The organism is Seohaeicola zhoushanensis (genome assembly GCF_014656415.1).
In the GTDB taxonomy this organism is placed as follows: domain Bacteria; phylum Pseudomonadota; class Alphaproteobacteria; order Rhodobacterales; family Rhodobacteraceae; genus Seohaeicola_A; species Seohaeicola_A zhoushanensis.
In genome coordinates this window covers 1-19,525 of record NZ_BNCJ01000001.1, presented here as the reverse complement: position 1 = coordinate 19,525, position 19,525 = coordinate 1, and the positions used below count along the sequence as shown (strand labels likewise).

General features: G+C 65.8%; 23 protein-coding genes. 12 read left to right on the top strand and 11 right to left on the bottom strand.

The genetic code is table 11. The features are described from left to right. The first annotated feature begins 137 nt into the window (after nt 1-137). The 3 genes from rpmG (at nt 138) to IE266_RS00105 (ending at nt 1,090) form a co-directional block, all read left to right on the top strand. Nucleotides 138-305, top strand: coding sequence for a 50S ribosomal protein L33 (rpmG, locus tag IE266_RS00115; RefSeq protein WP_139075265.1), 168 nt, complete (start codon nt 138-140; stop codon nt 303-305). A 69-nt stretch (nt 306-374) separates the two neighbouring features. Further along, nucleotides 375-875, top strand: coding sequence for a GNAT family N-acetyltransferase (locus tag IE266_RS00110; protein WP_189677997.1), 501 nt, complete (start codon nt 375-377; stop codon nt 873-875). A gap of 35 nt (nt 876-910) precedes the next feature. Further along, nucleotides 911-1,090 (top strand): hypothetical protein, encoded by a 180-nt coding sequence (locus IE266_RS00105; RefSeq protein WP_189677996.1) that lies wholly within the window; start codon nt 911-913, stop codon nt 1,088-1,090. A 1-nt stretch (nt 1,091) separates the two neighbouring features. Here IE266_RS00105 and IE266_RS00100 read toward each other — a convergent pair whose 3' ends face one another. From IE266_RS00100 to IE266_RS00090, 3 genes are all read right to left on the bottom strand, one after another. Beyond that, complete coding sequence (locus IE266_RS00100; protein WP_189677995.1) at nt 1,092-1,397, bottom strand: DUF1272 domain-containing protein; 306 nt, start codon at nt 1,395-1,397, stop codon at nt 1,092-1,094. A gap of 76 nt (nt 1,398-1,473) precedes the next feature. After that, a complete protein-coding gene (locus IE266_RS00095) occupies nt 1,474-2,223 on the bottom strand; it encodes a Bax inhibitor-1/YccA family protein (protein ID WP_189677994.1) in 750 nt (249 codons plus the stop codon). Between the two features lie 158 nt (nt 2,224-2,381). Continuing rightward, nucleotides 2,382-2,591 (bottom strand): DUF1127 domain-containing protein, encoded by a 210-nt coding sequence (locus IE266_RS00090; protein WP_189677993.1) that lies wholly within the window; start codon nt 2,589-2,591, stop codon nt 2,382-2,384. 124 nt (nt 2,592-2,715) lie between these two features. Between IE266_RS00090 and IE266_RS00085 the strand changes: the two genes are divergently transcribed. Then, entirely contained in the window at nt 2,716-3,597 is an 882-nt protein-coding gene (locus IE266_RS00085) for a LysR family transcriptional regulator (RefSeq protein ID WP_189677992.1), read from the top strand. Between the two features lie 3 nt (nt 3,598-3,600). Here the strand turns inward: IE266_RS00085 and IE266_RS00080 are convergent, their stop codons facing one another. Further along, nucleotides 3,601-4,560: an NADPH:quinone oxidoreductase family protein gene (locus IE266_RS00080; RefSeq protein ID WP_189677991.1), complete on the bottom strand. Its 960-nt coding sequence runs from the start codon at nt 4,558-4,560 to the stop codon at nt 3,601-3,603. 346 nt (nt 4,561-4,906) lie between these two features. Between IE266_RS00080 and IE266_RS00075 the strand changes: the two genes are divergently transcribed. The 3 genes from IE266_RS00075 to IE266_RS00065 all read left to right on the top strand — a co-directional run bounded on the left by IE266_RS00075 (nt 4,907) and on the right by IE266_RS00065 (nt 7,580). Further along, the gene (locus tag IE266_RS00075) at nt 4,907-5,278 is read left to right on the top strand and encodes a helix-turn-helix domain-containing protein (protein WP_189677990.1); all 372 of its coding nucleotides are present in this window, start codon (nt 4,907-4,909) and stop codon (nt 5,276-5,278) included. 63 nt (nt 5,279-5,341) lie between these two features. After that, nucleotides 5,342-6,139: a histidinol-phosphatase gene (gene hisN, locus IE266_RS00070; protein ID WP_189677989.1), complete on the top strand. Its 798-nt coding sequence runs from the start codon at nt 5,342-5,344 to the stop codon at nt 6,137-6,139. A 106-nt stretch (nt 6,140-6,245) separates the two neighbouring features. Beyond that, nucleotides 6,246-7,580 (top strand): 8-oxoguanine deaminase, encoded by a 1,335-nt coding sequence (locus IE266_RS00065; RefSeq protein ID WP_189677988.1) that lies wholly within the window; start codon nt 6,246-6,248, stop codon nt 7,578-7,580. Nucleotides 7,581-7,604: 24 nt separating this feature from the next. Here the strand turns inward: IE266_RS00065 and IE266_RS00060 are convergent, their stop codons facing one another. From IE266_RS00060 to mgtE, 6 genes are all read right to left on the bottom strand, one after another. Then, nucleotides 7,605-9,383, bottom strand: coding sequence for an SLC13 family permease (locus IE266_RS00060; protein ID WP_189677987.1), 1,779 nt, complete (start codon nt 9,381-9,383; stop codon nt 7,605-7,607). Nucleotides 9,384-9,419: 36 nt separating this feature from the next. Continuing rightward, on the bottom strand, nt 9,420-10,352 hold the full coding sequence (locus tag IE266_RS00055; protein WP_189677986.1) for a DMT family transporter: 933 nt from the start codon (nt 10,350-10,352) through the stop codon (nt 9,420-9,422). Then, nucleotides 10,349-11,161: a TIGR00282 family metallophosphoesterase gene (locus IE266_RS00050; protein WP_189677985.1), complete on the bottom strand. Its 813-nt coding sequence runs from the start codon at nt 11,159-11,161 to the stop codon at nt 10,349-10,351. Before IE266_RS00050 ends, IE266_RS00055 begins: the two co-directional genes overlap by 4 nt. 94 nt (nt 11,162-11,255) lie before the next feature. Beyond that, complete coding sequence (locus IE266_RS00045) at nt 11,256-11,735, bottom strand: fasciclin domain-containing protein (protein WP_189677984.1); 480 nt, start codon at nt 11,733-11,735, stop codon at nt 11,256-11,258. A 191-nt stretch (nt 11,736-11,926) separates the two neighbouring features. Next, nucleotides 11,927-12,487 (bottom strand): 5-formyltetrahydrofolate cyclo-ligase, encoded by a 561-nt coding sequence (locus IE266_RS00040; RefSeq protein ID WP_189677983.1) that lies wholly within the window; start codon nt 12,485-12,487, stop codon nt 11,927-11,929. After that, nucleotides 12,484-13,875 (bottom strand): magnesium transporter, encoded by a 1,392-nt coding sequence (gene mgtE, locus IE266_RS00035; RefSeq protein WP_189677982.1) that lies wholly within the window; start codon nt 13,873-13,875, stop codon nt 12,484-12,486. Before mgtE ends, IE266_RS00040 begins: the two co-directional genes overlap by 4 nt. A gap of 138 nt (nt 13,876-14,013) precedes the next feature. Here mgtE and guaD point away from each other — a divergent pair, with 138 nt between their 5' ends. Then, entirely contained in the window at nt 14,014-15,303 is a 1,290-nt protein-coding gene (guaD, locus tag IE266_RS00030; RefSeq protein WP_189677981.1) for a guanine deaminase, read from the top strand. A 3-nt stretch (nt 15,304-15,306) separates the two neighbouring features. Here guaD and IE266_RS00025 read toward each other — a convergent pair whose 3' ends face one another. Next, nucleotides 15,307-15,750 (bottom strand): DUF302 domain-containing protein, encoded by a 444-nt coding sequence (locus IE266_RS00025; RefSeq protein ID WP_189677980.1) that lies wholly within the window; start codon nt 15,748-15,750, stop codon nt 15,307-15,309. Between the two features lie 115 nt (nt 15,751-15,865). Here IE266_RS00025 and IE266_RS00020 point away from each other — a divergent pair, with 115 nt between their 5' ends. The 4 genes from IE266_RS00020 to msrQ all read left to right on the top strand — a co-directional run bounded on the left by IE266_RS00020 (nt 15,866) and on the right by msrQ (nt 19,521). Next, nucleotides 15,866-17,359, top strand: coding sequence for an FMN-binding glutamate synthase family protein (locus IE266_RS00020; protein ID WP_189677979.1), 1,494 nt, complete (start codon nt 15,866-15,868; stop codon nt 17,357-17,359). A 70-nt stretch (nt 17,360-17,429) separates the two neighbouring features. Next, entirely contained in the window at nt 17,430-18,332 is a 903-nt protein-coding gene (gene msrP / locus IE266_RS00015; protein WP_189677978.1) for a protein-methionine-sulfoxide reductase catalytic subunit MsrP, read from the top strand. Continuing rightward, a complete protein-coding gene (locus tag IE266_RS00010) occupies nt 18,332-18,883 on the top strand; it encodes a hypothetical protein (protein ID WP_189677977.1) in 552 nt (183 codons plus the stop codon). Before msrP ends, IE266_RS00010 begins: the two co-directional genes overlap by 1 nt. Continuing rightward, on the top strand, nt 18,880-19,521 hold the full coding sequence (msrQ, locus tag IE266_RS00005; RefSeq protein WP_189677976.1) for a protein-methionine-sulfoxide reductase heme-binding subunit MsrQ: 642 nt from the start codon (nt 18,880-18,882) through the stop codon (nt 19,519-19,521). The genes IE266_RS00010 and msrQ overlap by 4 nt, the downstream gene beginning before the upstream one ends. Nucleotides 19,522-19,525 lie beyond the last annotated feature (4 nt).

Here is a 19,525-nt window from a genome sequence, read left to right as displayed (position 1 = left end):
GAGTATTTATCAAAGAGAAGAAGTCGCAGGGCGCGCGAATCGCCACCAACCCGGTTGACTCGGGGGCTGCGATGAGTAAAAGGCGGGTTTCATGAGATTTCACGGAGGGGCATGTCCTCCGACGCAGGAGAACGACAATGGCCAAGCCGACCACCATCAAGATCCGCCTGAACTCGTCCGCAGGCACGGGCCACTTCTATGTCACCAAGAAGAACGCCCGCACCATGACCGAGAAGATGTCCGTGCGCAAATACGACCCGGTCGTCCGCAAGCACGTCGAATACAAGGAAGGCAAGATCAAGTAAGATCTCGCACTTCAGGTTTTCGGGGCCGCGCAGCGATTGCGCGGCCTTTTTGCGTTTGAGGGCATCGTGATGTTGACGATCCGCACCACCACGCGGGCCGACCTGGCCGAGGTGGACGCGTTGCTGGCGCGCGCCTTTCCGAAGCTGCTGAAGGCGGATTACCCGCCCTCGGTGCTGGTCACCGCCTTGCCGCTGATCTCGCGGGCGCAGCCGGCGCTGCTGGGCTCGGGCACCTACTACGCCGTCCTGCTGGAAGGCCGGATCGTCGGCGTGGGCGGCTGGTCGCGCGACCGGGGCATCGCGGAGCGGGGTCATGTGCGCCATGTCGCGACCGATGCGGGCCAGGTGCGCAGGGGGATCGGGCGGGCGCTGATGACCCATGTGGCGGCGCAGGCGCGGGCCGCGGGGATGCGCGAACTCGAGTGCTGGGCGACCCGGACGGCGGTGCCCTTTTATGCTTCGGTCGGCTTTGTCGAGGAGGGGCCGATGGAGGTGACGTTGCAACCTGGCATCACCTTCCCATCGGTTCGGATGCGCCTGGGCTTGGCGGAAGGCGGGCGCGCGGTTTAACCTCGTCTCCATAAAAACAAGATATCGGGCAGAACATGAAACTCAGGATTGCACTCCTGCTGGTCGCAGGGATGACCCTTGCCGCCTGCCAGGGCGAAAAGGGCGTCGGATTCACCGGCATCGGCAAGGTCTCATCCCGCGCTTTGCAGCCAGGCTATGCGCTTGGCTTTGATGGGCTGGCGCCGGTCGTGCCGGAAGCCGGGCGGACCGAGTAGGTCAGCGTTCGGCCGGGGGCACGTCCTTCAGGCCGACCGAAAAGGCGCGCCGTTCCTCGGCGCTCCACTTGCTGTGGCGGCGCTTGTCGCTGGCAGGGTGATGCGAGAGGCTGACGTTGGGCCGATGCGCCGTTGCCGGCCGGATCGGGCGCGGCTGCAGGTTGCCGCCGCAGTTCGGGCAGACATTCATCAGCTCGCGCGCGCAATCGCTGCAATAGGTGCACTCATAGGTGCAGATATGCGCCTCGCCCGAGGCGGGCGGCAGGTCGCGGTCGCAGATCTCGCAGTTCGGGCGCAGTTCAAGCATGGGTGCAGGATAGCCGGGGCGGCCCAAAAGAAAAGGGCCGGGAAATCCCGGCCCTCGGTCTGTCATGTACGTCCGCTTATTCGCGGTTGCCGAACAGTTGCAGCAGGAACATGAACATGTTGATGAAGTCGAGGTAGAGGTTCAGCGCGCCCATGATGGCGGCCTTGCCCAGCCACTCGCTGTCGCCCGAATGGGCGTGCATCAGGTAGGTGTTCTTGATGTTCTGCGTGTCATAGGCGGTGAGGCCCGCGAAGATCAGCACACCCAGGACCGAGATCGCGAACATGATCGCGGGCGAGCCCAGGAAGATGTTGATGATCGAGGCGACCAGGATACCGATCACACCCATGATCAGGAACGACCCCCAGCCCGAGATGTCCTTCTTGGTGGTGTAGCCCCAGAGCGACAGGCCGGCGAAGGCGATCGAGGTGACCAGGAAGACCTGAGCGATCGAGAAGCCGGTGAAGGCCACGAAGATCCAGCTCAGCGACAGGCCCATCACCGCCGCGAAGGCGTAGAAGAACAGCTGTGCGCCGGCGGCGGAGATGCGGTTCAGCATACCGCTGAACAGGAAGACCATGCCCAGCGGAGCGAACATCACGATCCAGCCGAGGATGTTCGGGCTCAGGGTAACGGGATCGCGGAAGATGCCCAGCAGCGTCGGGTTCGACCCGATCGCCCAGGCCACCGCGAAGGTGATCAGCATGCCCACGGACATCGTGCCGTAGACCTTGTTCATGTGGGCGCGCAGGCCCTCGTCGACTTCGACCGCGCGGGCGCCGGCCATTGTCCGGGTAGCGGCGCGGGTCGGGTTGTAGTCAGCCATAGGTGGTCTCCATCCAGACAAAGAGGCCCGCCGGCAGGATGCTGGCGGTCTTCCTTGCCGAATATTGGAGATCGAAACCCGCATTTCAAGCGGTTCGACAACGATTTAGCCGAGATCACGGAGTTTTTAGAAGGTCCCCGAGACGGCCATCGCGGGCCTCAGCCGAGCCAGTTTGCCGGTGCGTCCCAGACCGGTCGGCGGGCCTCTTTCAGGGCTTCGGCCTCGGTCACGCCGATATCGTTCAGCATGTGCGGGTCGAGTTCGGCCAGCGACTTGCGCTGACGCCAGAGGCCGTGCAGCGCGGCGAGGCGTGCAACGAGGCTGGCGCGGCGAGGGGCGGCGGGGCGGGCAAGCGCGGAAACGGTCATGATGTCTGTCCTTTCGTCGGTTCGTGATGGAAGCGCCCATCCGGATCAATTTCCTTGATGTATATGGTGGAATGTGGTTCATTTTGAAAACGAATGTTCATGAAGTGATTCATCAGGGATCGTGATGATACGCAACCTCGACATAACCACGCTCCGTTCCTTCGTCGCCGTGGCCGACAGTGGCGGCGTCACCCGAGCCGCCGGGATCCTGCACCTGACCCAGTCGGCGGTCTCGATGCAGCTCAAGCGGCTGGAGGAGTTGCTTGGCCTCGAACTGCTCGACCGCTCGGGCCGGGGCGTCGCGCTCACCGCCTCGGGCGAGCAGATGCTGGCCTATGCGCGCCGGATGGTGGCGCTGAACGACGAGGTGATCGCGCGGCTGACCGACCAGGCCTTCGAGGGCGAGATCGTGCTTGGGGTGCCCCACGATATCGTCTATCCCGCCATTCCACGGGTGCTGCAGCAGTTCAACGCGGCTTTCCCGCGCGTGAAGGTGCAGCTGCTGACGTTGAACACGAGCTTTCTCAAGCAGAAGTTCAGCCGCGGCGAATGCGACATGATCCTGACCACCGAGGCCGAAGTGCCGCCGGGGGCCGAGAAACTGGCGACCAAGGAGTTGCTCTGGGTCGGGGCGATTGGCGGCATGGCCTGGCGCAAGCGGCCGCTGGACCTGGCTCAGGCGCGCAACTGCATCTTCCGTCCAATGGTGCTGCGCGCGCTGGATGCGGCCGGGATCGAGTGGAGCACCGCCGTCGATTCAGACTCGGACCGCACGTTGGAGGCGACGGTTTCGGCCGACCTGGGCGTGCTGGCGCTGCTGGAGGGCACGCTGCCCCCGCACCTGGAGCCGGTGCGCCACGACGGGACGCTGCCGGACCTTCCGGCCCATCACATCGTCCTCTACGGTGGCGACACCAAGGGCGAGGTGCACCAGGCGCTGAGCGCGCTTCTGCGCAACGTCTTTGCCGAGACGCAGGCCAAGCCGCGCCTCAAGATCGCCGGCTAGGGCTCAGGAAATCCGGATCACCACCTTGCCCGTCGACTTACGGTCGCGGAGCAGGTTCATCCCCTGCTCGATCTGGTCGAAGGGCAGGACGTGGCTGACATGCGGCTTCAGGCGGCCTTCCTCGTACCAGCGCAGCAGGGTGGCGAGACTCTCCTGCGCCACCTCGGCCCGGAACTTGAAGTAGCCGCCGATATAGAGGCCGATGGCGGTGAGGTTCTTGACCATCAGGTGGTTGGCAGGGATCTGGGGCACGTCACCGCTGGCGAAGCCGATGCAGATCAGCCGGCCCTCGGGGTTGCAGGCGCGGAAGGCGGCGCGGAAGGCGTCGCCTCCGACCGCGTCATAGACCACGTCCGCGCCGCCCAGTTCCAGCACCCGCGCGCGCAGGTCTTCGCTGTCGTCGATCAGGTGGTCGGCGCCGGCCGCCTTGGCCACCGCCAGCTTGTCGGCGCCGCGTGCATGGGCGATGACCCGCGCCCCCATCAGCTTGCCGATCTCCACGGCGGTGAGGCCGACCCCGCCGGCCGCGCCCGTGACCAAAAGCGTCTCGCCGGGGCGCAGGTTGGCCCGGTGCGCGAGCGCGAGATGGCTGGTGCCGTATGCGATCTGGAAACCTGCGGCCTCTTCAAAGCTCATTGAGTCCGGAATGCGGACGGTCCGGGCTGATTCGAAGACGCCCGCCTCGGCAAGCCCGCCCTGTCCAGCGAAAACGGCCACGCGATCTCCGATTGAAAAGCCCTCGACCGACTCACCGATGGCGCTGACGAGGCCTGCGATTTCCATGCCAAGCGTGAACGGTGCGGTTGGAATGTCCTGATAGGTTCCATTCTGGATCAAAAGGTCGGCGTAGTTGAGGCCGGCGCAACGGATGGTCACGCCTAGCTGTCCCGGGCCCGGTTTCGGCGGTTCAATGTCTAAATATTTAGGTTTTTCATTGGCTTGTGAGATTCTGTAAGCGCGCATTGTTCTCTTTCTGGAAATCGTACAGGCTGAGCTTAGATCATTGTTTCCGCGCGCCCAGGTGCAAGGTTCGATTCATTCGCTTGCGCCACGGGGGGTGGAGTAACTAAGCAATATGACAGGTCAGACGGGATTTCATCGAGAAGCACAACCGGCAAGCGTCTTGACGTTTACGTAACTCAACTTGCTTGTCTTGCAAGGGAAACTGCGTAAAGTGAAGAAGCGTCGCCAAGGAGTCGTCGCCCAGGAATATTCGGCGCGGTTGGCTCTGCCAGCTGCCCGTTTTTGTGCTTTTTCGTCTGCGTCCCGTGTGACCCGGTTTGTTGTCAGTATCATATAGGAGAAAAGCATGACCCATCCAGTTGACGTACACGTTGGAAAACGCGTGCGACACCGGCGTTGGCTGATCGGGATGACGCAGCAGCAGCTGGCGGAAAAGGTCGGCATCAAGTTCCAGCAGATCCAGAAATACGAAACCGGTGCCAACCGTGTCAGCGCCTCCCGCCTTTGGGATATCGCCGATGCGCTCGAGGTCCCGGTGGCGTTCTTCTTCGAGGGACTTTCGGACGATCACAAGCCTGCCGAGAATACCCAGGCGATCCCTTCCGACATTCTGGGCGACAAGGAAGCGCTCGATCTCGTGCGGTCCTACTATGCCATTCCCGAGCATCAGCGCCGGCGCCTGTTCGACCTGGCCCGCGTACTCAGCGACGTCGCCTGAATGAACCGGCAACGGTGATCGGCACTCTTGCGGCTGACGCAAGTTGATGGCACTCGGGCAACCATGACACCCGATGCCCTGACCGATCTGGACGTTGCCCATCGTCTCGCCGATGCTGCCCGCAGCGCCATCCTCCCCTGGTTCCGCCAGGACGGATTGAGCGCCGAGAACAAGGCGGCTTCGGGTTTCGATCCCGTGACCGCGGCCGACAAGGCCGCAGAGACGGCCATGCGATCGCTGCTGGCCGAGCTGCGCCCCGAGGACGGTATCCTTGGCGAAGAGTTCGCCCGTGCAGAAGGCACGAGCGGGCGCGACTGGGTCCTCGACCCCATCGACGGAACCCGTGCCTTTCTGTCCGGAACCCCGACCTGGGGGGTGCTGATCGCGCTGGCCGATGCCGACGGTCCGTTCCTGGGCATGATCGACCAACCCTATATCGGAGAGCGGTTCGCCGGCGCCGAGGGCGCTGCAAGCATGACCGGGCCGCATGGGCCGCGCGCCCTGCGCACGCGCGCCACCGCGCGGCTGGACGAGGCCATTCTCTTCACCACCTTCCCCGAAGTCGGCACTCCGTCCGACCGCGCCGGATTCGAGGCGGTTGCGGAGGAGGCGCGGCTCACCCGTTACGGGATGGATTGCTATGCCTATGCGCTGCTCGCCGCCGGGCAGATCGACCTGGTGATCGAGGCGGGGCTGCAGAGCTATGACATCATGGCGCCGATCGCCCTGATCGAGGCTGCCGGGGGCGTGGTCACCAATTGGAACGGCGGCCCTGCGCATGGTGGTGGCCAGGCTCTGGCGGCGGCCAACGCCGAGCTGCACGCGCAGGCGCTGTCCCTGTTGCGGCCCTACGCGGCTTGATGCCGGCGGGGTTCCGTGCCACCTTTCTGCTCTGCCGGATCTTTCCGTTTTCCTCCGGCCTGACCATTGGTCTGAAACGGGGTTCTGCAACACGCGAGGCCCCTACATGCGCGAAATCCTGATCAAGAATGCCGATAACATCCTGACGATGGACGATGATCGCCGCGAGTTGCACGGCGCCGATATCCTGATCCGGGGCGGCGTGATCGCCGCGATCGGCAGCGGCCTGGCCTCGGCGGGCGAAGTGGTGAACGCCGCCGGCTGCGTGCTGACGCCGGGGCTAGTGAACACGCATCACCACCTCTACCAGACCCTGACTCGCGCGGTGCCGGGTGGACAGGACGCGCTGCTGTTCGGCTGGCTGAAAACGCTCTATCCGATCTGGGGGCGCTTCGGGCCGGAAGAGATGCATGTATCGGCGCTTACCGGGCTGGCCGAACTGGCGCTCTCCGGCTGTTCGCTGACCTCGGATCACCTCTACCTCTACCCCAATGGGGCGCGGCTCGACGACACCATCGCTGCCGCCGGCGAGATCGGGCTGCGGTTCCAGGCGACGCGCGGCTCGATGAGCATTGGCGAGAGCAGGGGCGGCCTGCCGCCGGATTCGCTGGTCGAGGGCGAGGCGGCGATTCTCGATGATTGCATCCGGGTAGTCGATGCCTTCCACGACCCCGCAGAGGGGGCCATGGTCCGCGTCGGACTGGCGCCCTGTTCGCCTTTCTCGGTGAGCCGCGAACTGATGCGGGATACCGCGCTGCTGGCGCGCGACAAGGGGGTGATGCTGCACACCCACCTGGCCGAGAATGCCGAGGATATCGCCTATAGCCTAGCCAATTTCGGGTGCCGGCCGGGGCAATATGCCGAGGAGTTGGGCTGGACCGGGCCGGATGTCTGGCACGCCCACTGCGTGCAGCTCGACGCAGGCGAAATCGGGCTGTTCGCGCGCAGCCGCACCGGGGTTGCGCATTGCCCCTGTTCCAACTGCCGACTGGGTTCCGGCATCGCCCCGATCCGCGCGATGCGTGACGCCGGGGTGCCGGTGGGGCTGGGGGTGGATGGTTCGGCCAGCAACGACGCGGGAAACCTGATCGCCGAGGCGCGGCAGGCGATGCTGCTGCAACGGGTGGCGCTGGGCGCCGATGCGATGAGCGCGCGCGAGGCGCTGGAAATCGCGACGCGGGGCGGGGCGGATATTCTCGGACGGCCTGACTGCGGCCGCCTTGCGGTGGGCAAGCGGGCGGACATCGCCATCTGGGACGTGTCAGGCGTCGAAAGCGCCGGCAGCTGGGACAAGGCGGCGCTGCTGCTGGCCGGGCCGACACGGGTGAAGGCGCTGTTTGTCGAGGGCCGCGAGGTGGTGCGCGACGGCCATGTCGTCACGCTCGACCTCGCGCGCGTCGTGGAACGGCAGAACCGGCTGGCGCGGGCGCTGGCGGGCTGAGCCCGCCGCGTCCGGTCTGCCGGATCAGAGCGGCCAGATCAGCGGGATCACCGCCGAGCAGATCAGCGTCATCGTCAGGTTCAGCGGCACGCCGATCCGCAGGAAGTCGGAGAAGCGATAGCCGCCGGGACCATAGACCAGCGTGTTGGTCTGATAGCCGATCGGGGTGGCGAAGGCGCAGGAGGCGGCGATCATCACCGCGATCACCAGCGGGCGTGCGTCCAGCCCCAGCGCCTGAGCGAGGCCGATGGCCAGCGGCGTCATGATGACCGCCACGGCGTTGTTGGAAACAACCTCGGTCAGGGTGGTCGTCAGCAGGAAGACCACGAAAACCACGAGCCAGGGCGGCAGCGTCATCAGGCCCGGCGCGATGCCATCGACCACCATCGACACCGCCCCGGTGTGCTGCAGGCCGGCGCCGACGCCAAGCATCCCGAAGATCAGCGCCAGCAGGCGGCCATCGACAAAGGTAAAGGCTTCGTCGGCGTCGATGCAGCGGGTGACCAGCACCACCGCCACCGCAATGACGGCAAGGAAGAGAATCGGCGCGACGTCGAGTGCGGCCAGCAGCACGATCCCGGCGAGCGCGGCGACGGCGATCGGCGCATGGCCGCGACGGTAGGCGCGGGCCGATGGCTGCGAGACGTCGACCATCTCCATCTCTGCCGCCAGCCGCTGGATATCGGCCGGCGCGCCTTCGAGCAGCAGCGTGTCGCCGACCCGCACGACCAGGTCGTCGAGCTGGCGGCCGATGTTCTGGTTGCGCCGGTGGACCGCCAGCACATAGACGCCATAGCGCCGCCGCAGCCGCATCCCGCCAAGCGCGCGCCCCTCCATCTTGCAGCCCGGCGTGATCAGCACCTCGACCGTGGTGGTCTCGACCGCCGAGACCTGGTCGACGCGCTTCAATTCCTTGTTGGCCTGCAGGCTGAGCAGTTCGGTCATCCGCGTGCGCAGGATCACCCGGTCGCCGACCTGCAGGGTCACGCCCTCGAGGTTGCGGCGCAGCGAGACGTCGCCGCGCACCACGTCGATCAGCCGCACGCCGTCGCGCTTGAAGAGCTGAACGCCCAGCACCTCGCGACCGATCAGGTTGCTCTCGGGCGGGATCACCGCCTCGGTGAAGAACTTCATCTTGGAGCGGTCCGACAGCATGTTCGCCATGCTGTCGCGGTCGGGCAGCAGGCGGGGGCCGAAGATGCCCATGTAGATCAGGCCCCAGATGCACACGACCAGTCCGATGGGCAGGATCTCGACGATGCCGAAAGGTTCCATCCCGTGGCTGCGCGCGACGCCGTCGACCAGCAGGTTGGTCGAAGTGCCGATCAGGGTGAGCGAACCGCCCATGATCGCGGCATAGGACAGCGGAATCAGCAGCTTGGAGGCCTTGCGGCCCAGCGTCTGCGAGAGCTGCACGAAGACCGGGATCATCACCACGACCACCGGCGTGTTGTTCATCACCGCCGAGCCGGCCATGACCATGGCGATGGTCCCCATGACCGCCGCCTTGGGGTGGGTCTTGGCATAGCGCTCGGCCATCCGGGTCAGCACGTCCAGCGCGCCGGTGCGCACCAGGGCGCCCATGATGATGAACATCGCGGCGATGGTCCAGGGCGCCGGGTTCGACAGCACCTTGAGCCCGTCGTCATAGGGCAGGACACCGGTGATCAGCATGACCGAGACGCCGGCCAGGGCGACCACTTCGGTGGGGAAGATCTCTCGCACGAAGAGCACGAGCATCACACCGACGATCACCAGCGCGAGCACGGCACTGGCGGTATCGGACAGGGCAAGAAACTGCATATATGCCTTTGATATGTCGCGCGCGGCGGTTTCGTTTCAGCGGAGGCCAGTTTCCTCTATCGCCGCCCCCGCGGCAACTGCTTCATTGCGACGCGGTTGCACCAGCATCACACCCAACAGGACCAAGCCCATCGCCGCCCAGATATAGGGCGAATAGCTCTCGGACAGGATCGCCATTGCCCAGAGCATCCCGAAGCCGGTGACGAGATAGGCAACCTGCATCGCAAAGACGGCCCCGGCGCGTCCGACCAGCCAGACATAGGCGGCATAGATGAAGACATTGAGAACGGCAGAGAGGATCAGCGCGAATTCCGGCGGGCCGTAGCTGCGCAGGGGCGAGATGAACTGGCCAGAGCCGAGCGCCATGGGCAGAGTGAGCAGCGCCCCGGCAAGCGAGGCGCCGAAGAGAACACGGATGGGATCGACGTCTGCCGTGCCGAAGCGGGCGACATAATTGCCTTCGCAGGCGTAGAAGAACGGCCCCACCAGCGCCAGCGGCACCCAGACGAGCATTGCCGGGTCGGGCAGGCTCGCCTCGGGCACCACCAGCAGCATGACCCCGGCGAGGCCTGCCAGCAGGCCGAACAGCCGACGGGCCGAGAAACGCTCGAGCTTCAGGCCAAGGGCGATCGGGAAGGCCATCATCGGCACCAGCGAGATCACGATGGACATGACGCCCGAGGGCAGATGCGCGATGGAAGTATAGAAGGTCGAGTTCGGGATCACCGTGCCAAGCAGCGCGATCACGAGGTAGGTCAGCAGCGCGCCGCGATGCAGGGGCAGGCGGTGGCCCTGCAGCACCGAGACCAGCGCCATCACCGCTGCGCCTATGGCGCATTGCCAGAAGATGAGCCCGAAATGCTGGTGGCCGGTGCTCACCGCGATCTTGCCCAGTGGCTGGGTCATGCCCCAGCCCATTCCCGCAAGCACGAGAACCAGGCTGTAGAGGGCGATGTCGCGGCGTGTCATGGGATTGCTTCCTGCAACCTCCCGCCCACGCGGATCATCCGCACGGATTTCGCCTTGCCCGTGTTGTCATCCGTCTCGACCAGAACGCCCGAGAGGGTCGCCTCGCCAAGGGCGGGGGTGAACCGCGTCTTGGCCATGCCGGTGATGAAGCGGCGCATCGGTTCGGCCTTGTCCATGCCGATGACCGAGTCGTAGTCGCCGCACATGCCTGCATCGGTCAGATAGGCGGTGCCTCCGGACAGAACCTGGGCGTCGCCCGTCGGGACATGGGTGTGGGTGCCCACCACCAGACTGGCGCGGCCGTCGCAGTAGTGGCCCATCGCCATCTTTTCGGAGGTCGCCTCGCAATGCACGTCGACCACCACCGCCGAGGCCAGCCCCCCGAGCGGGTGCGACTTGAGCACCGTGTCAAGCGCCGAGAAGGGATCGTCGAAGGCGCGCTTCATGAAGACCTGGCCCAGCACCTGGGTCACCAGTACCTTGCGGCCGTTCTTCGAGGTGAACAGCCGCGCACCCTTGCCCGGCGCGGTCTTGGCGAAGTTCAGCGGGCGGATCACCCGCGGTTCGGTCTCGATGAACTGAAACATGTCCTTCTGATCGAAGGCATGGTCGCCCAGCGTCACACAATCGGCGCCGGCATCGAGCAGCAGCTTGGCATGATCGCCGGTCAGGCCCATGCCCGACGAGGCGTTCTCGCCGTTGATCACCACGAAGTCGAGCCGCCACTCGGCGCGCAGTTTCGGCAGCCGCTCTTTCACGGCAGCCCGGCCCGCGCGGCCCATTACATCGCCTAGAAACAGTATTTTCATGCCTGATCCGTAGGCCCGGCGGCGGTCCGGCGCAAGAGAAACCAGAATGCAGGCAGGTTGGCGGCCCGGCTGTGCGCCGGCCCGCCCGGTCCGATCACTCGGGCAGGATGACCTTGTCGATCACGTGGATCACGCCGTTGTCGGCCTCGATATCGGCGGCGAGCACCTTGGCGTCGTTCACGCTCACGCCGCCCTCGGTCATGATCGTGACCTCGCCGCCCTGCACGGTGGCGGCCTTCATGCCGTTGCTGAGGTCGGTGCTCATCACCTTGCCCGGCACCACGTGGTAGGTGAGGATCGACACCAGCTTGTCCTTGTTCTCGGGCTTCAGCAGGTCTTCAACCGTGCCAGCCGGCAGCGCGGCGAAGGCCGCGTCATTGGGCGCGAAGACGGTGAAGGGGCCTTCGCCCTTGAGCGTGTCGACAAGGCCGGCAGCCTGTACGGCGGCGACCAGCGTGGTGAAGTCGCCCGCGCCGACGGCGGTGTCGACGATATCCTTGGAGTGGCCGCCGGCATAGGCGGCACTGGTCAGGCTGGCGGCGGCGGCGAAGGCGATGAAGGTTCTGCGGAACATCATTAGGTCTCCCATTTGTTGTGCACGACCGCGACACATGCGGCTGCACGTAAGACGGGGGGAGGGGACTAGCGGATCACCTGATATGGCGGGCGCCACGGCCTTGACTTTCCGCCATGGCGCGCCAAGCCGGCGTGCTTTCATTCTTCAAGTGAAATCAACGTGAACGGACGCGAGCAGGGCGTGAGCCTTCAGCGGAAGCTCAGCACCCGGCTTTCGGTCACGATCATGTCGAGCGGCTGGTCCGTCGGTTCCAGCGGCAGTTCATCGGCCTCCTGCGCGTCGAAGGCAAAGCCGATCGCCAGCGTCGCCCGCTTTGCGCGCAGCATTTCGAGCGTGCGGTCGTAGAAGCCGCCGCCATAGCCCAGCCGGTTGCCGCGCGCGTCGAAGGCGACCAGCGGGACGATCAGGATCTCGGGTTCGAACCAGTCCTCGACCGCCGGGATGCTTGCGCCGAAGGGGCCGTCCTTCATTGCGCAGCCGGGTTCCCATCGGCAGAAGCGCAGTGGCTGGGCCTTGGCGACGATCACCGGCACGCCGACCGGGCCATGCGCGGCGGCCTCTTCCATCGCCGGGGTCGGGTCGATCTCGGTCCGCATCGCCATGTAGCCCGAGAGCGGCACGCCGCGATAACCGGCCAGCACTTCGGAGAGCTTGCCCGCCTGCGCGCCGCTTGCCGCCGCATGGGCCAGCGCGCGGCGGGCGAAGGCCGCCTCGCGTGCCGCCTTCTTGGCGTCGGACAGCGCGCTCATAGCAGGTAGACCGCGGCAAAGCCGAGGAAGGCGAAGAAGCCGACCACGTCGGTCACGGTTGTGACGAAGGCCCCCGAGGCCAGCGCCGGGTCGACGTTGAAGCGGTCGAGCACCACGGGAATCACCGTGCCGGCCAGACCCGCAATCACCAGGTTGATGATCATCGCCGCCGCCAGCACGATCGCCAGCGAGGTCGAGCCGAACCAGAAATAGCCCACCACCGCCATCAGCAAGGCAAAGGCGAGGCCGTTCGCCAGCCCCACCAGCACCTCGCGCCGGATCACCCGCCAGACGTTCGAGCCGGTGAGGTCGCGCGTGGCGATGGCGCGCACCGCGACGGTGAGCGACTGGGTGCCGGCGTTGCCGCCCATCGAGGCGACAATCGGCATGAGCACCGCCAGCGCCACATATTGCGCGATCACCCCGTCGAACTGGGCAATCACCATCGAGGCCATGATCGCGGTGACAAGGTTGACCGCCAGCCAGGGAAAGCGGCCCTTCACCGTTTCGACCACCCGGTCGGAAAGCGAGCCTTCGCCAACACCGGCAAGGCGCAGGATGTCTTCCTCGTGTTCCTCGTCCAGCACGATCATCGCATCGTCGATGGTGATCTGGCCAACCAGCCGGCCGTCCTCGTTCACCACCGGTGCCGAGATCAGGTGATACTGGTTGAAGGCATAGGCGACGTCTTCCTCGTCCTGAGTCACCGGGATGACGCGGAACATCTCTTCGGTGATCGACTTCAGCGGCACGTCGCGCCCCGAGGCCATCAGCCTGCCCAGCGAGACATTTCCGATCGGGTGCAGGCGCGGGTCAACGAGGATTACGTGGTAGAAGGCGTCGGGCAGCCGGTCCGAACTGCGCATGTGGTCGATGGCCTGGCCGACGTTCCAGTGCTCGGGGGCCATCACCACCTCGGACTGCATCAGGCGGCCGGCCGAGCCTTCGGGATAGGACAGCGCCAGTTCGACCGCCGCCCGGTCGACGTCTTCCAGCACGTCGAGGATGGCTTCCTGCTGCGGCTCGTCCAGGAATTCGACAAGGTCGACCACGTCGTCCGAGTCGAGCTCGCGCACTGCCTCGGCAAGGACCTGGGGCGAGAGGAAGCCGATCACCTCTTCGCGCACGCTCTCTTCGAGTTCCGACAGGATCTCGCCGTCGAATTCGCGGTCATAGAGCTGGATCAGCGCGCGGCGCTCGTCCGAGTGGATCTGTTCGAGAAGGTCGGCGATGTCGGCCGCGTGCAGCGGCTCCATCAGCGCGATCAGGCGCTCGCGGTCACCCTCCTCGACGGCATCGAGAATCGCGGCCACCACCTTGGGCGAGAGCGCATAGGCGTCTTCGTCGCGCTCGGCTTCGGTGTCGATCGGCTGGTCTTCGGCGTCCATCGGCCACCCTCCTTTCCGCGATTGGCCGCAACCTACTGGAAGCTGCTGCTGGAAAACAGCGACAAATCCGGAATTTACCGCGCCTTTTGCGACAGGTAGGTTGTTGCGGTGCAATCAGGCGGCCAGGAGGCAAGGAAGATGGGCGATATGGTGATCCTTGCCGGCCGGGTGCTGTGCTATGAGCGTTCGCCCTTCCTCGGCGAACCCGAGAAGGCGGCCCGCGTGGACGAGGCGGTGGCCCTGTCGGATGGGCGGATCCTGGTGAGCGGCACCCTGTCCGACCTGCGCGCGGCGCATCCCGAGGCGCAGGTCGTCAACCACGGCGACAAGGTGATTCTGCCCGGTTTCGTCGACGCTCACGCGCATTACCCGCAGACCGCCATCATCGCGAGCTGGGGCAAGCGGCTGATCGACTGGCTGAACACCTATACCTTCCCGGAAGAGGTGCGCTTTGCCGATCCGGCCTATGCGGCCGAGATCGCGGCGCGCTATCTCGACCTGGTGACGGCGAACGGCACCACCACGGTCTGTTCCTACTGCACCATCCATCCCGGCAGCGCCGAGGCGCTGTTTGCCGAGGCGCAGAAGCGCGACATGCGGCTTGCCGCCGGCAAGACCTGCATGGACCGCGACACCGCGCCGGAGGGGCTACGCGACACCGCGCAATCGGCCTATGACGACAGCCGCGCGCTGATCGGGCGCTGGCACGGCGCCGGGCGGCTGACCTATGCGATCACGCCGCGTTTCTCGCCGACCTCGACGCAGGAACAGCTCGAGGCGCTGGGCGCGCTCTGGGCCGAGCATCCGGATTGTCTGATGCAGACGCACCTGTCGGAACAGACCGACGAGATCGAATGGGTGCTGGGCCTCTACCCCGAGGCGCGCGACTATCTCGACACCTATGAACGCCATGGGCTGCTGGGGGAGCGCGGCCTTTACGGCCACGCGATCCACCTGGAACCGCGCGAGAAGGACCGCCTGCGCGAGGTGGGGGCAGGGCTGGTGCATTGCCCGACTTCGAACACCTTCATCGGCTCTGGCCTCTTCGACATGGACGGGCTGATGGCGGCGGGGCACCGCGTTGCGCTGGCTACCGATACCGGCGGCGGGTCGTCCTTCTCGATGCTGCGGACGATGGCGGCGGCCTACGAGGTTGGGCAACTGCGGGGCCGGGCGCTGCACGCGGCGGAACTGCTCTGGCTTGCCACAGCCGGATCGGCGCAGGCGCTGCACATGGGCCACGCGATCGGCACCATCGCGCCGGGCATGGAGGCCGACCTCGTCGTGCTCGACCTCGCCGCGACGCCGGCTCTGGCGCAGCGCACGGCGCGGGCCAGGGATATCTGGGAGGCGCTATTTGCCACCATCATGCTCGGCGATGACCGCTGCATCGCCGAGGTGCGCATCAATGGCCGCCTCGCGGGCTAGGCTCTATTCCAGCCCGGCGGCCTTGCGGGCCAGCCCGTCGACCAGCGCCGCCGCCTCCTGCATCGCGCCTTCGGGGAAGCTGCGATAGCCGACGATGGTGTGGGTCTCGTCGCCGGCGACCTTGGCGACGAAGATGCCATAGGGGCAGAAGGCGATGTTCATCGGGTCCGCCTCCATCACGTTGCGCGACACGATGGCCGAGCAGAAGTTGTAGACGTCGGCGCGTTCGAAGATCACCTTGTCCGACCCTACATCCTGTCGCGTGCGCTCCAGCATCTCGCCGACATGGCTGACCCAGTCGACCACCAGCCCGGCGTCGGTGATCGCGTTCTCCAGCTCGAAGATCACGTCGTCGAAGGCCGCTTCTGTCTTGTAAGTGACGGCCTGCTGCGCCGCCGCTGCCTGGGCGGCGAGAGCGAAGGTTGCGGCCAAAAAGACGTGTTTCATCATGATCCTCCCGATTTGTTGCGCCCCGGCTTGCCAGTCGGGGCCGTGACGCTCACTCTCGGATATAGTGCGGCGAAGCACCTTGCGACATGTCAAACCGCAGCGGAGGACGTTCATGGGATTTGCAATGCAGACGCTCGAGGTGATGGCGCTGGCCTTCGTCGTTCTGATCGGGGTGCTGATGGCGCTGGGCGTCACGCTTTTCGTGATCGACCGCACCCAGACCGGCGACGCGATCCGGCGGAACTACCCGGTGATCGGACGGTTTCGCGGGCTGTTCACCGAACTGGGCGAATTCTTCCGGCAGTATTTCTTCGCCATGGACCGCGAGGAGATGCCCTTCAACCGGGCGCAGCGCGACTGGGTCAACCGCGCGGCCGATGCCAAGGGCAATACGGTGGCCTTTGGATCGACCCGCAACCTGTCGCTGCCGGGCACCGCTATCTTCGTCAACGCGGCCTTCCCGCCGCTGGATGACGAGCACGCGAAATCCGAGCCGATGCTGATCGGCCCGCACGCGCGCACTCCTTATATGGCGCCGTCCTTCTTCAATATCTCAGGCATGAGCTATGGCGCGATTTCCAAGCCGGCGGTGATGGCACTTAGCCGGGGCGCGAAGGAGGCCGGGATCTGGATGAACACGGGAGAGGGCGGTCTCAGCCCGCATCACCTCTCGGGCGGCTGCGATATCGTCTTTCAGGTCGGCACCGCGAAATACGGGGTGCGCGATGCACACGGCCACCTCTCGGACGAGAAGCTGCGCGCCATCGCGGCGCATCCGCAGGTGCGCATGTTCGAGATCAAGCTGGCGCAGGGCGCCAAGCCCGGCAAGGGCGGCATCCTTCCCGGCGCCAAGGTGACGGCCGAGATTGCCGCGATACGCGGCATCCAGGAGGGGCAGGATAGTCTCTCGCCGAACCGCCATATAGAAGTGGCCGATTTCGAGCAGCTTCTCGACATGATCGCCCATGTGCGCGAGGTCACGGGCAAGCCGGTCGGAATCAAGACGGTGGTCGGCTCGGTTGACGCCTTCGACGAGCTCTTCGCCGCGGTCGACCGGCGCGGCGAGCAGAGCGCGCCCGACTTCATCACGCTCGACGGGGGCGAGGGCGGCACCGGCGCCGCGCCGATGCCGCTGATCGACCTGGTCGGCATGTCGATCCGCGAGGCGCTGCCCCCGGTCGTCAACCTGCGCGACCGCCACGGGCTGAAGGAGCGCATCCGCATCGTCGCCAGCGGCAAGCTGGTGAACCCCTCGGACGTGGCCTGGGCGCTGGCCGCAGGGGCCGATTTCGTCACCTCGGCGCGCGGCTTCATGTTCAGCCTCGGCTGCATCCAGGCGCTCAAGTGCAACAGGAACACCTGCCCGACCGGCATCACCACCCATGACCCGCGCCTGCAGAAGGGGCTGGTGGTCGAGAACAAATATCTGCGCGTCGCCCATTATGCCCGCGAGATGATCCACGAGGTCGAGATGATCGCCCATTCGGTCGGCGTCTCCGAGCCGCGCCGGATGCGAAGGCGGCATGTGCGGATCGTGCAGGCCGACGGGCGCAGCCTGCCGCTCAACCAGATCCTGCCAAGTTACAATTCCGTCTCCGAAATGTGAGTCGATTTGGTTTGGCCAACCAGTGGGTGCCGCCCTAGTCTCCGTCAAAAGCGCAATACGGAGGACCGCCATGGCCTATCGCTGGACCAACGACCTGACCGCAGCCGATGTGACGCCTGAAGCGGCCTTCGTGAACCGACGGCAGATCACCGGCGGGCTAGCGGCGGCGGGGCTGGTGGGCCTGGGCGCCGGCAGCGTGCGGGCCGAGACGCTGGAGCCGAACGGTTGGGAGGAGATCACCTCCTATAACAACTTCTACGAGTTCGGCACCGACAAGGACGACCCGGCGCGCTATGCCGACCGGCTGACCATCTCGCCCTGGACGGTGAAGATCGACGGCATGGTCGACAAGCCGGGCGACTATTCCTTCGACCAGATCATGTCGGCGATGACGGTCGAGGAGCGGATCTACCGTTTCCGCTGTGTCGAGGCCTGGTCGATGGTGATCCCGTGGAACGGTTTCGAGCTGGCCGACCTGCTGAACATGGCCGGTGTGCAGGCGGGTGCGAAATACGTCGCCTTCGAAACCCTGCTGCGCCCCGAGGAGATGCCGGGCGTGCGCTATCCGATCATCGAGTGGCCCTATGTCGAGGGTCTGCGGCTGGACGAGGCGATGCACCCGCTGACCATCATGGCGACCGGGATCTACGGCAAGCCGATCCCCAAGCAGAACGGCGCGCCGATGCGTCTCGTGGTGCCGTGGAAATATGGCTACAAGTCGATCAAGTCGATCGTGCGGATCTCGCTGGTAGACAAGCAACCGCCCACCGCCTGGAATAAATACAGCGACCGCGAATACGGCTTCTACTCCAACGTGAACCCGAACGTGGACCATCCGCGCTGGAGCCAGGCAACCGAGCGCAAGGTCGGAAGCGGCCTCTTCGCCAAGAAGGTGCCGACGCTGATGTTCAATGGCTACGAGGCCGAGGTGGCCTCGCTCTATGCCGGCATGGACCTGGCGAAGTACCACTGATGAAGGGACTCGGCTTTCTGCTCGCGCTCGGTGTCCTCGCCGCGCCCGAACCGGCGCCGCCGGCCCACCAGGGTGGCGCCTTGCCGCCGCTGGTCACGCCCAACCGTTTCGTCGATGCGGCGGGCGGCAGCGTTTCGGTCGTCACGATCCGCGAACCCGAGGGCTTTGCCGAGGCAGTCCGCGATGCCGACCGCTCCGGCGTGATCGACGCGGTCTGGCAGGCAGGCAAGATCGGCCGCGAACAGGGGCGCGAGGCCGAAGTCTTCGTGGTCTTCGTCGACGACTGGACCGCGGCGCAGGGCTTCGCCAAGGGCATTCGCTCGGGGAAGCTGGCGCAGCATTACGCCGGATTGGCCGACAATACCTCTGTCGACCTGTTCCAGGCCAACCCCAGAGGAGACCGGATGGTGCAATGGATCACCATCGCCCAAAGGCTGGCGCCCTACGAGATCCCGACAGCCTGCTATGCCCGGCTGGTGGTCTCGGTCATCTATACGGCAGGCAATCCCGGCGACTTCGCCATGCGCGATTGCGCCAAGAGCCGGAAATGACCCTGACCGACCAGGCCAACGCGCTGCTGCGCCGGGTCCCGGTCTGGCTGGTCTATATAGTCTGCATGGCCGGCGCGCCCTGGCTGTTCTGGCTGGGTGTCAGTGGCGGCCTGGGCCCCGAGCCGGTGAAGGGGCTGGAGCGCGAGCTGGGCGAGCTGGCGCTCAAGTTCCTGGTGGCCGGGCTGGCAGTGACGCCGCTGCGCCGCTTCCTCGGGCTCAACCTGATGAGGTTCCGCCGGGCGATCGGGCTGGTCACCTTCTTTTATGTCTGCTGCCACCTGCTGGTCTGGCTGGTCCTCGACGTGCAGCTGCTGGCGCAGATCTGGGCCGATATCGTGAAGCGCCCCTATATTACTGTCGGCATGGCGGCCTTCGTTCTTCTCGTGCCGCTGGCCGTCACCTCGAACAACCGCTCGGTGCGCCGGCTCGGGCCGGCCTGGCGCCGGCTGCACCGTCTGGTCTATCCGGCGGCGATCCTGGGCGGGGTGCACTACCTGATGCTGGCGAAAGGCTTCCGGATCGAACCGCTGGTCTATCTCGCCCTGATCGCCGGCCTGCTGCTGCTTCGCCTGCCCTTCCCCCGTCTCCTCGGTTCTTCGTCGCGAGTTGGTGGCGATTCCGGGGTTGGTCGGGGGTGAGTCT

Excerpts from the sequence above, each read along its gene's own strand:
- rpmG (WP_139075265.1), top strand. The coding sequence starts at position 138 with ATGGCCAAGCCGACCACCATCAAGATCCGCCTGAACTCGTCCGCAGGC.
- IE266_RS00110 (WP_189677997.1), top strand. The coding sequence starts at position 375 with ATGTTGACGATCCGCACCACCACGCGGGCCGACCTGGCCGAGGTGGAC.
- IE266_RS00105 (WP_189677996.1), top strand. The coding sequence starts at position 911 with ATGAAACTCAGGATTGCACTCCTGCTGGTCGCAGGGATGACCCTTGCC.
- IE266_RS00100 (WP_189677995.1), bottom strand. The coding sequence starts at position 1,397 with ATGCTTGAACTGCGCCCGAACTGCGAGATCTGCGACCGCGACCTGCCG.
- IE266_RS00095 (WP_189677994.1), bottom strand. The coding sequence starts at position 2,223 with ATGGCTGACTACAACCCGACCCGCGCCGCTACCCGGACAATGGCCGGC.
- IE266_RS00090 (WP_189677993.1), bottom strand. The coding sequence starts at position 2,591 with ATGACCGTTTCCGCGCTTGCCCGCCCCGCCGCCCCTCGCCGCGCCAGC.
- IE266_RS00085 (WP_189677992.1), top strand. The coding sequence starts at position 2,716 with ATGATACGCAACCTCGACATAACCACGCTCCGTTCCTTCGTCGCCGTG.
- IE266_RS00080 (WP_189677991.1), bottom strand. The coding sequence starts at position 4,560 with ATGCGCGCTTACAGAATCTCACAAGCCAATGAAAAACCTAAATATTTA.
- IE266_RS00075 (WP_189677990.1), top strand. The coding sequence starts at position 4,907 with ATGACCCATCCAGTTGACGTACACGTTGGAAAACGCGTGCGACACCGG.
- hisN (WP_189677989.1), top strand. The coding sequence starts at position 5,342 with ATGACACCCGATGCCCTGACCGATCTGGACGTTGCCCATCGTCTCGCC.
- IE266_RS00065 (WP_189677988.1), top strand. The coding sequence starts at position 6,246 with ATGCGCGAAATCCTGATCAAGAATGCCGATAACATCCTGACGATGGAC.
- IE266_RS00060 (WP_189677987.1), bottom strand. The coding sequence starts at position 9,383 with ATGCAGTTTCTTGCCCTGTCCGATACCGCCAGTGCCGTGCTCGCGCTG.
- IE266_RS00055 (WP_189677986.1), bottom strand. The coding sequence starts at position 10,352 with ATGACACGCCGCGACATCGCCCTCTACAGCCTGGTTCTCGTGCTTGCG.
- IE266_RS00050 (WP_189677985.1), bottom strand. The coding sequence starts at position 11,161 with ATGAAAATACTGTTTCTAGGCGATGTAATGGGCCGCGCGGGCCGGGCT.
- IE266_RS00045 (WP_189677984.1), bottom strand. The coding sequence starts at position 11,735 with ATGTTCCGCAGAACCTTCATCGCCTTCGCCGCCGCCGCCAGCCTGACC.
- IE266_RS00040 (WP_189677983.1), bottom strand. The coding sequence starts at position 12,487 with ATGAGCGCGCTGTCCGACGCCAAGAAGGCGGCACGCGAGGCGGCCTTC.
- mgtE (WP_189677982.1), bottom strand. The coding sequence starts at position 13,875 with ATGGACGCCGAAGACCAGCCGATCGACACCGAAGCCGAGCGCGACGAA.
- guaD (WP_189677981.1), top strand. The coding sequence starts at position 14,014 with ATGGGCGATATGGTGATCCTTGCCGGCCGGGTGCTGTGCTATGAGCGT.
- IE266_RS00025 (WP_189677980.1), bottom strand. The coding sequence starts at position 15,750 with ATGAAACACGTCTTTTTGGCCGCAACCTTCGCTCTCGCCGCCCAGGCA.
- IE266_RS00020 (WP_189677979.1), top strand. The coding sequence starts at position 15,866 with ATGGGATTTGCAATGCAGACGCTCGAGGTGATGGCGCTGGCCTTCGTC.
- msrP (WP_189677978.1), top strand. The coding sequence starts at position 17,430 with ATGGCCTATCGCTGGACCAACGACCTGACCGCAGCCGATGTGACGCCT.
- IE266_RS00010 (WP_189677977.1), top strand. The coding sequence starts at position 18,332 with ATGAAGGGACTCGGCTTTCTGCTCGCGCTCGGTGTCCTCGCCGCGCCC.
- msrQ (WP_189677976.1), top strand. The coding sequence starts at position 18,880 with ATGACCCTGACCGACCAGGCCAACGCGCTGCTGCGCCGGGTCCCGGTC.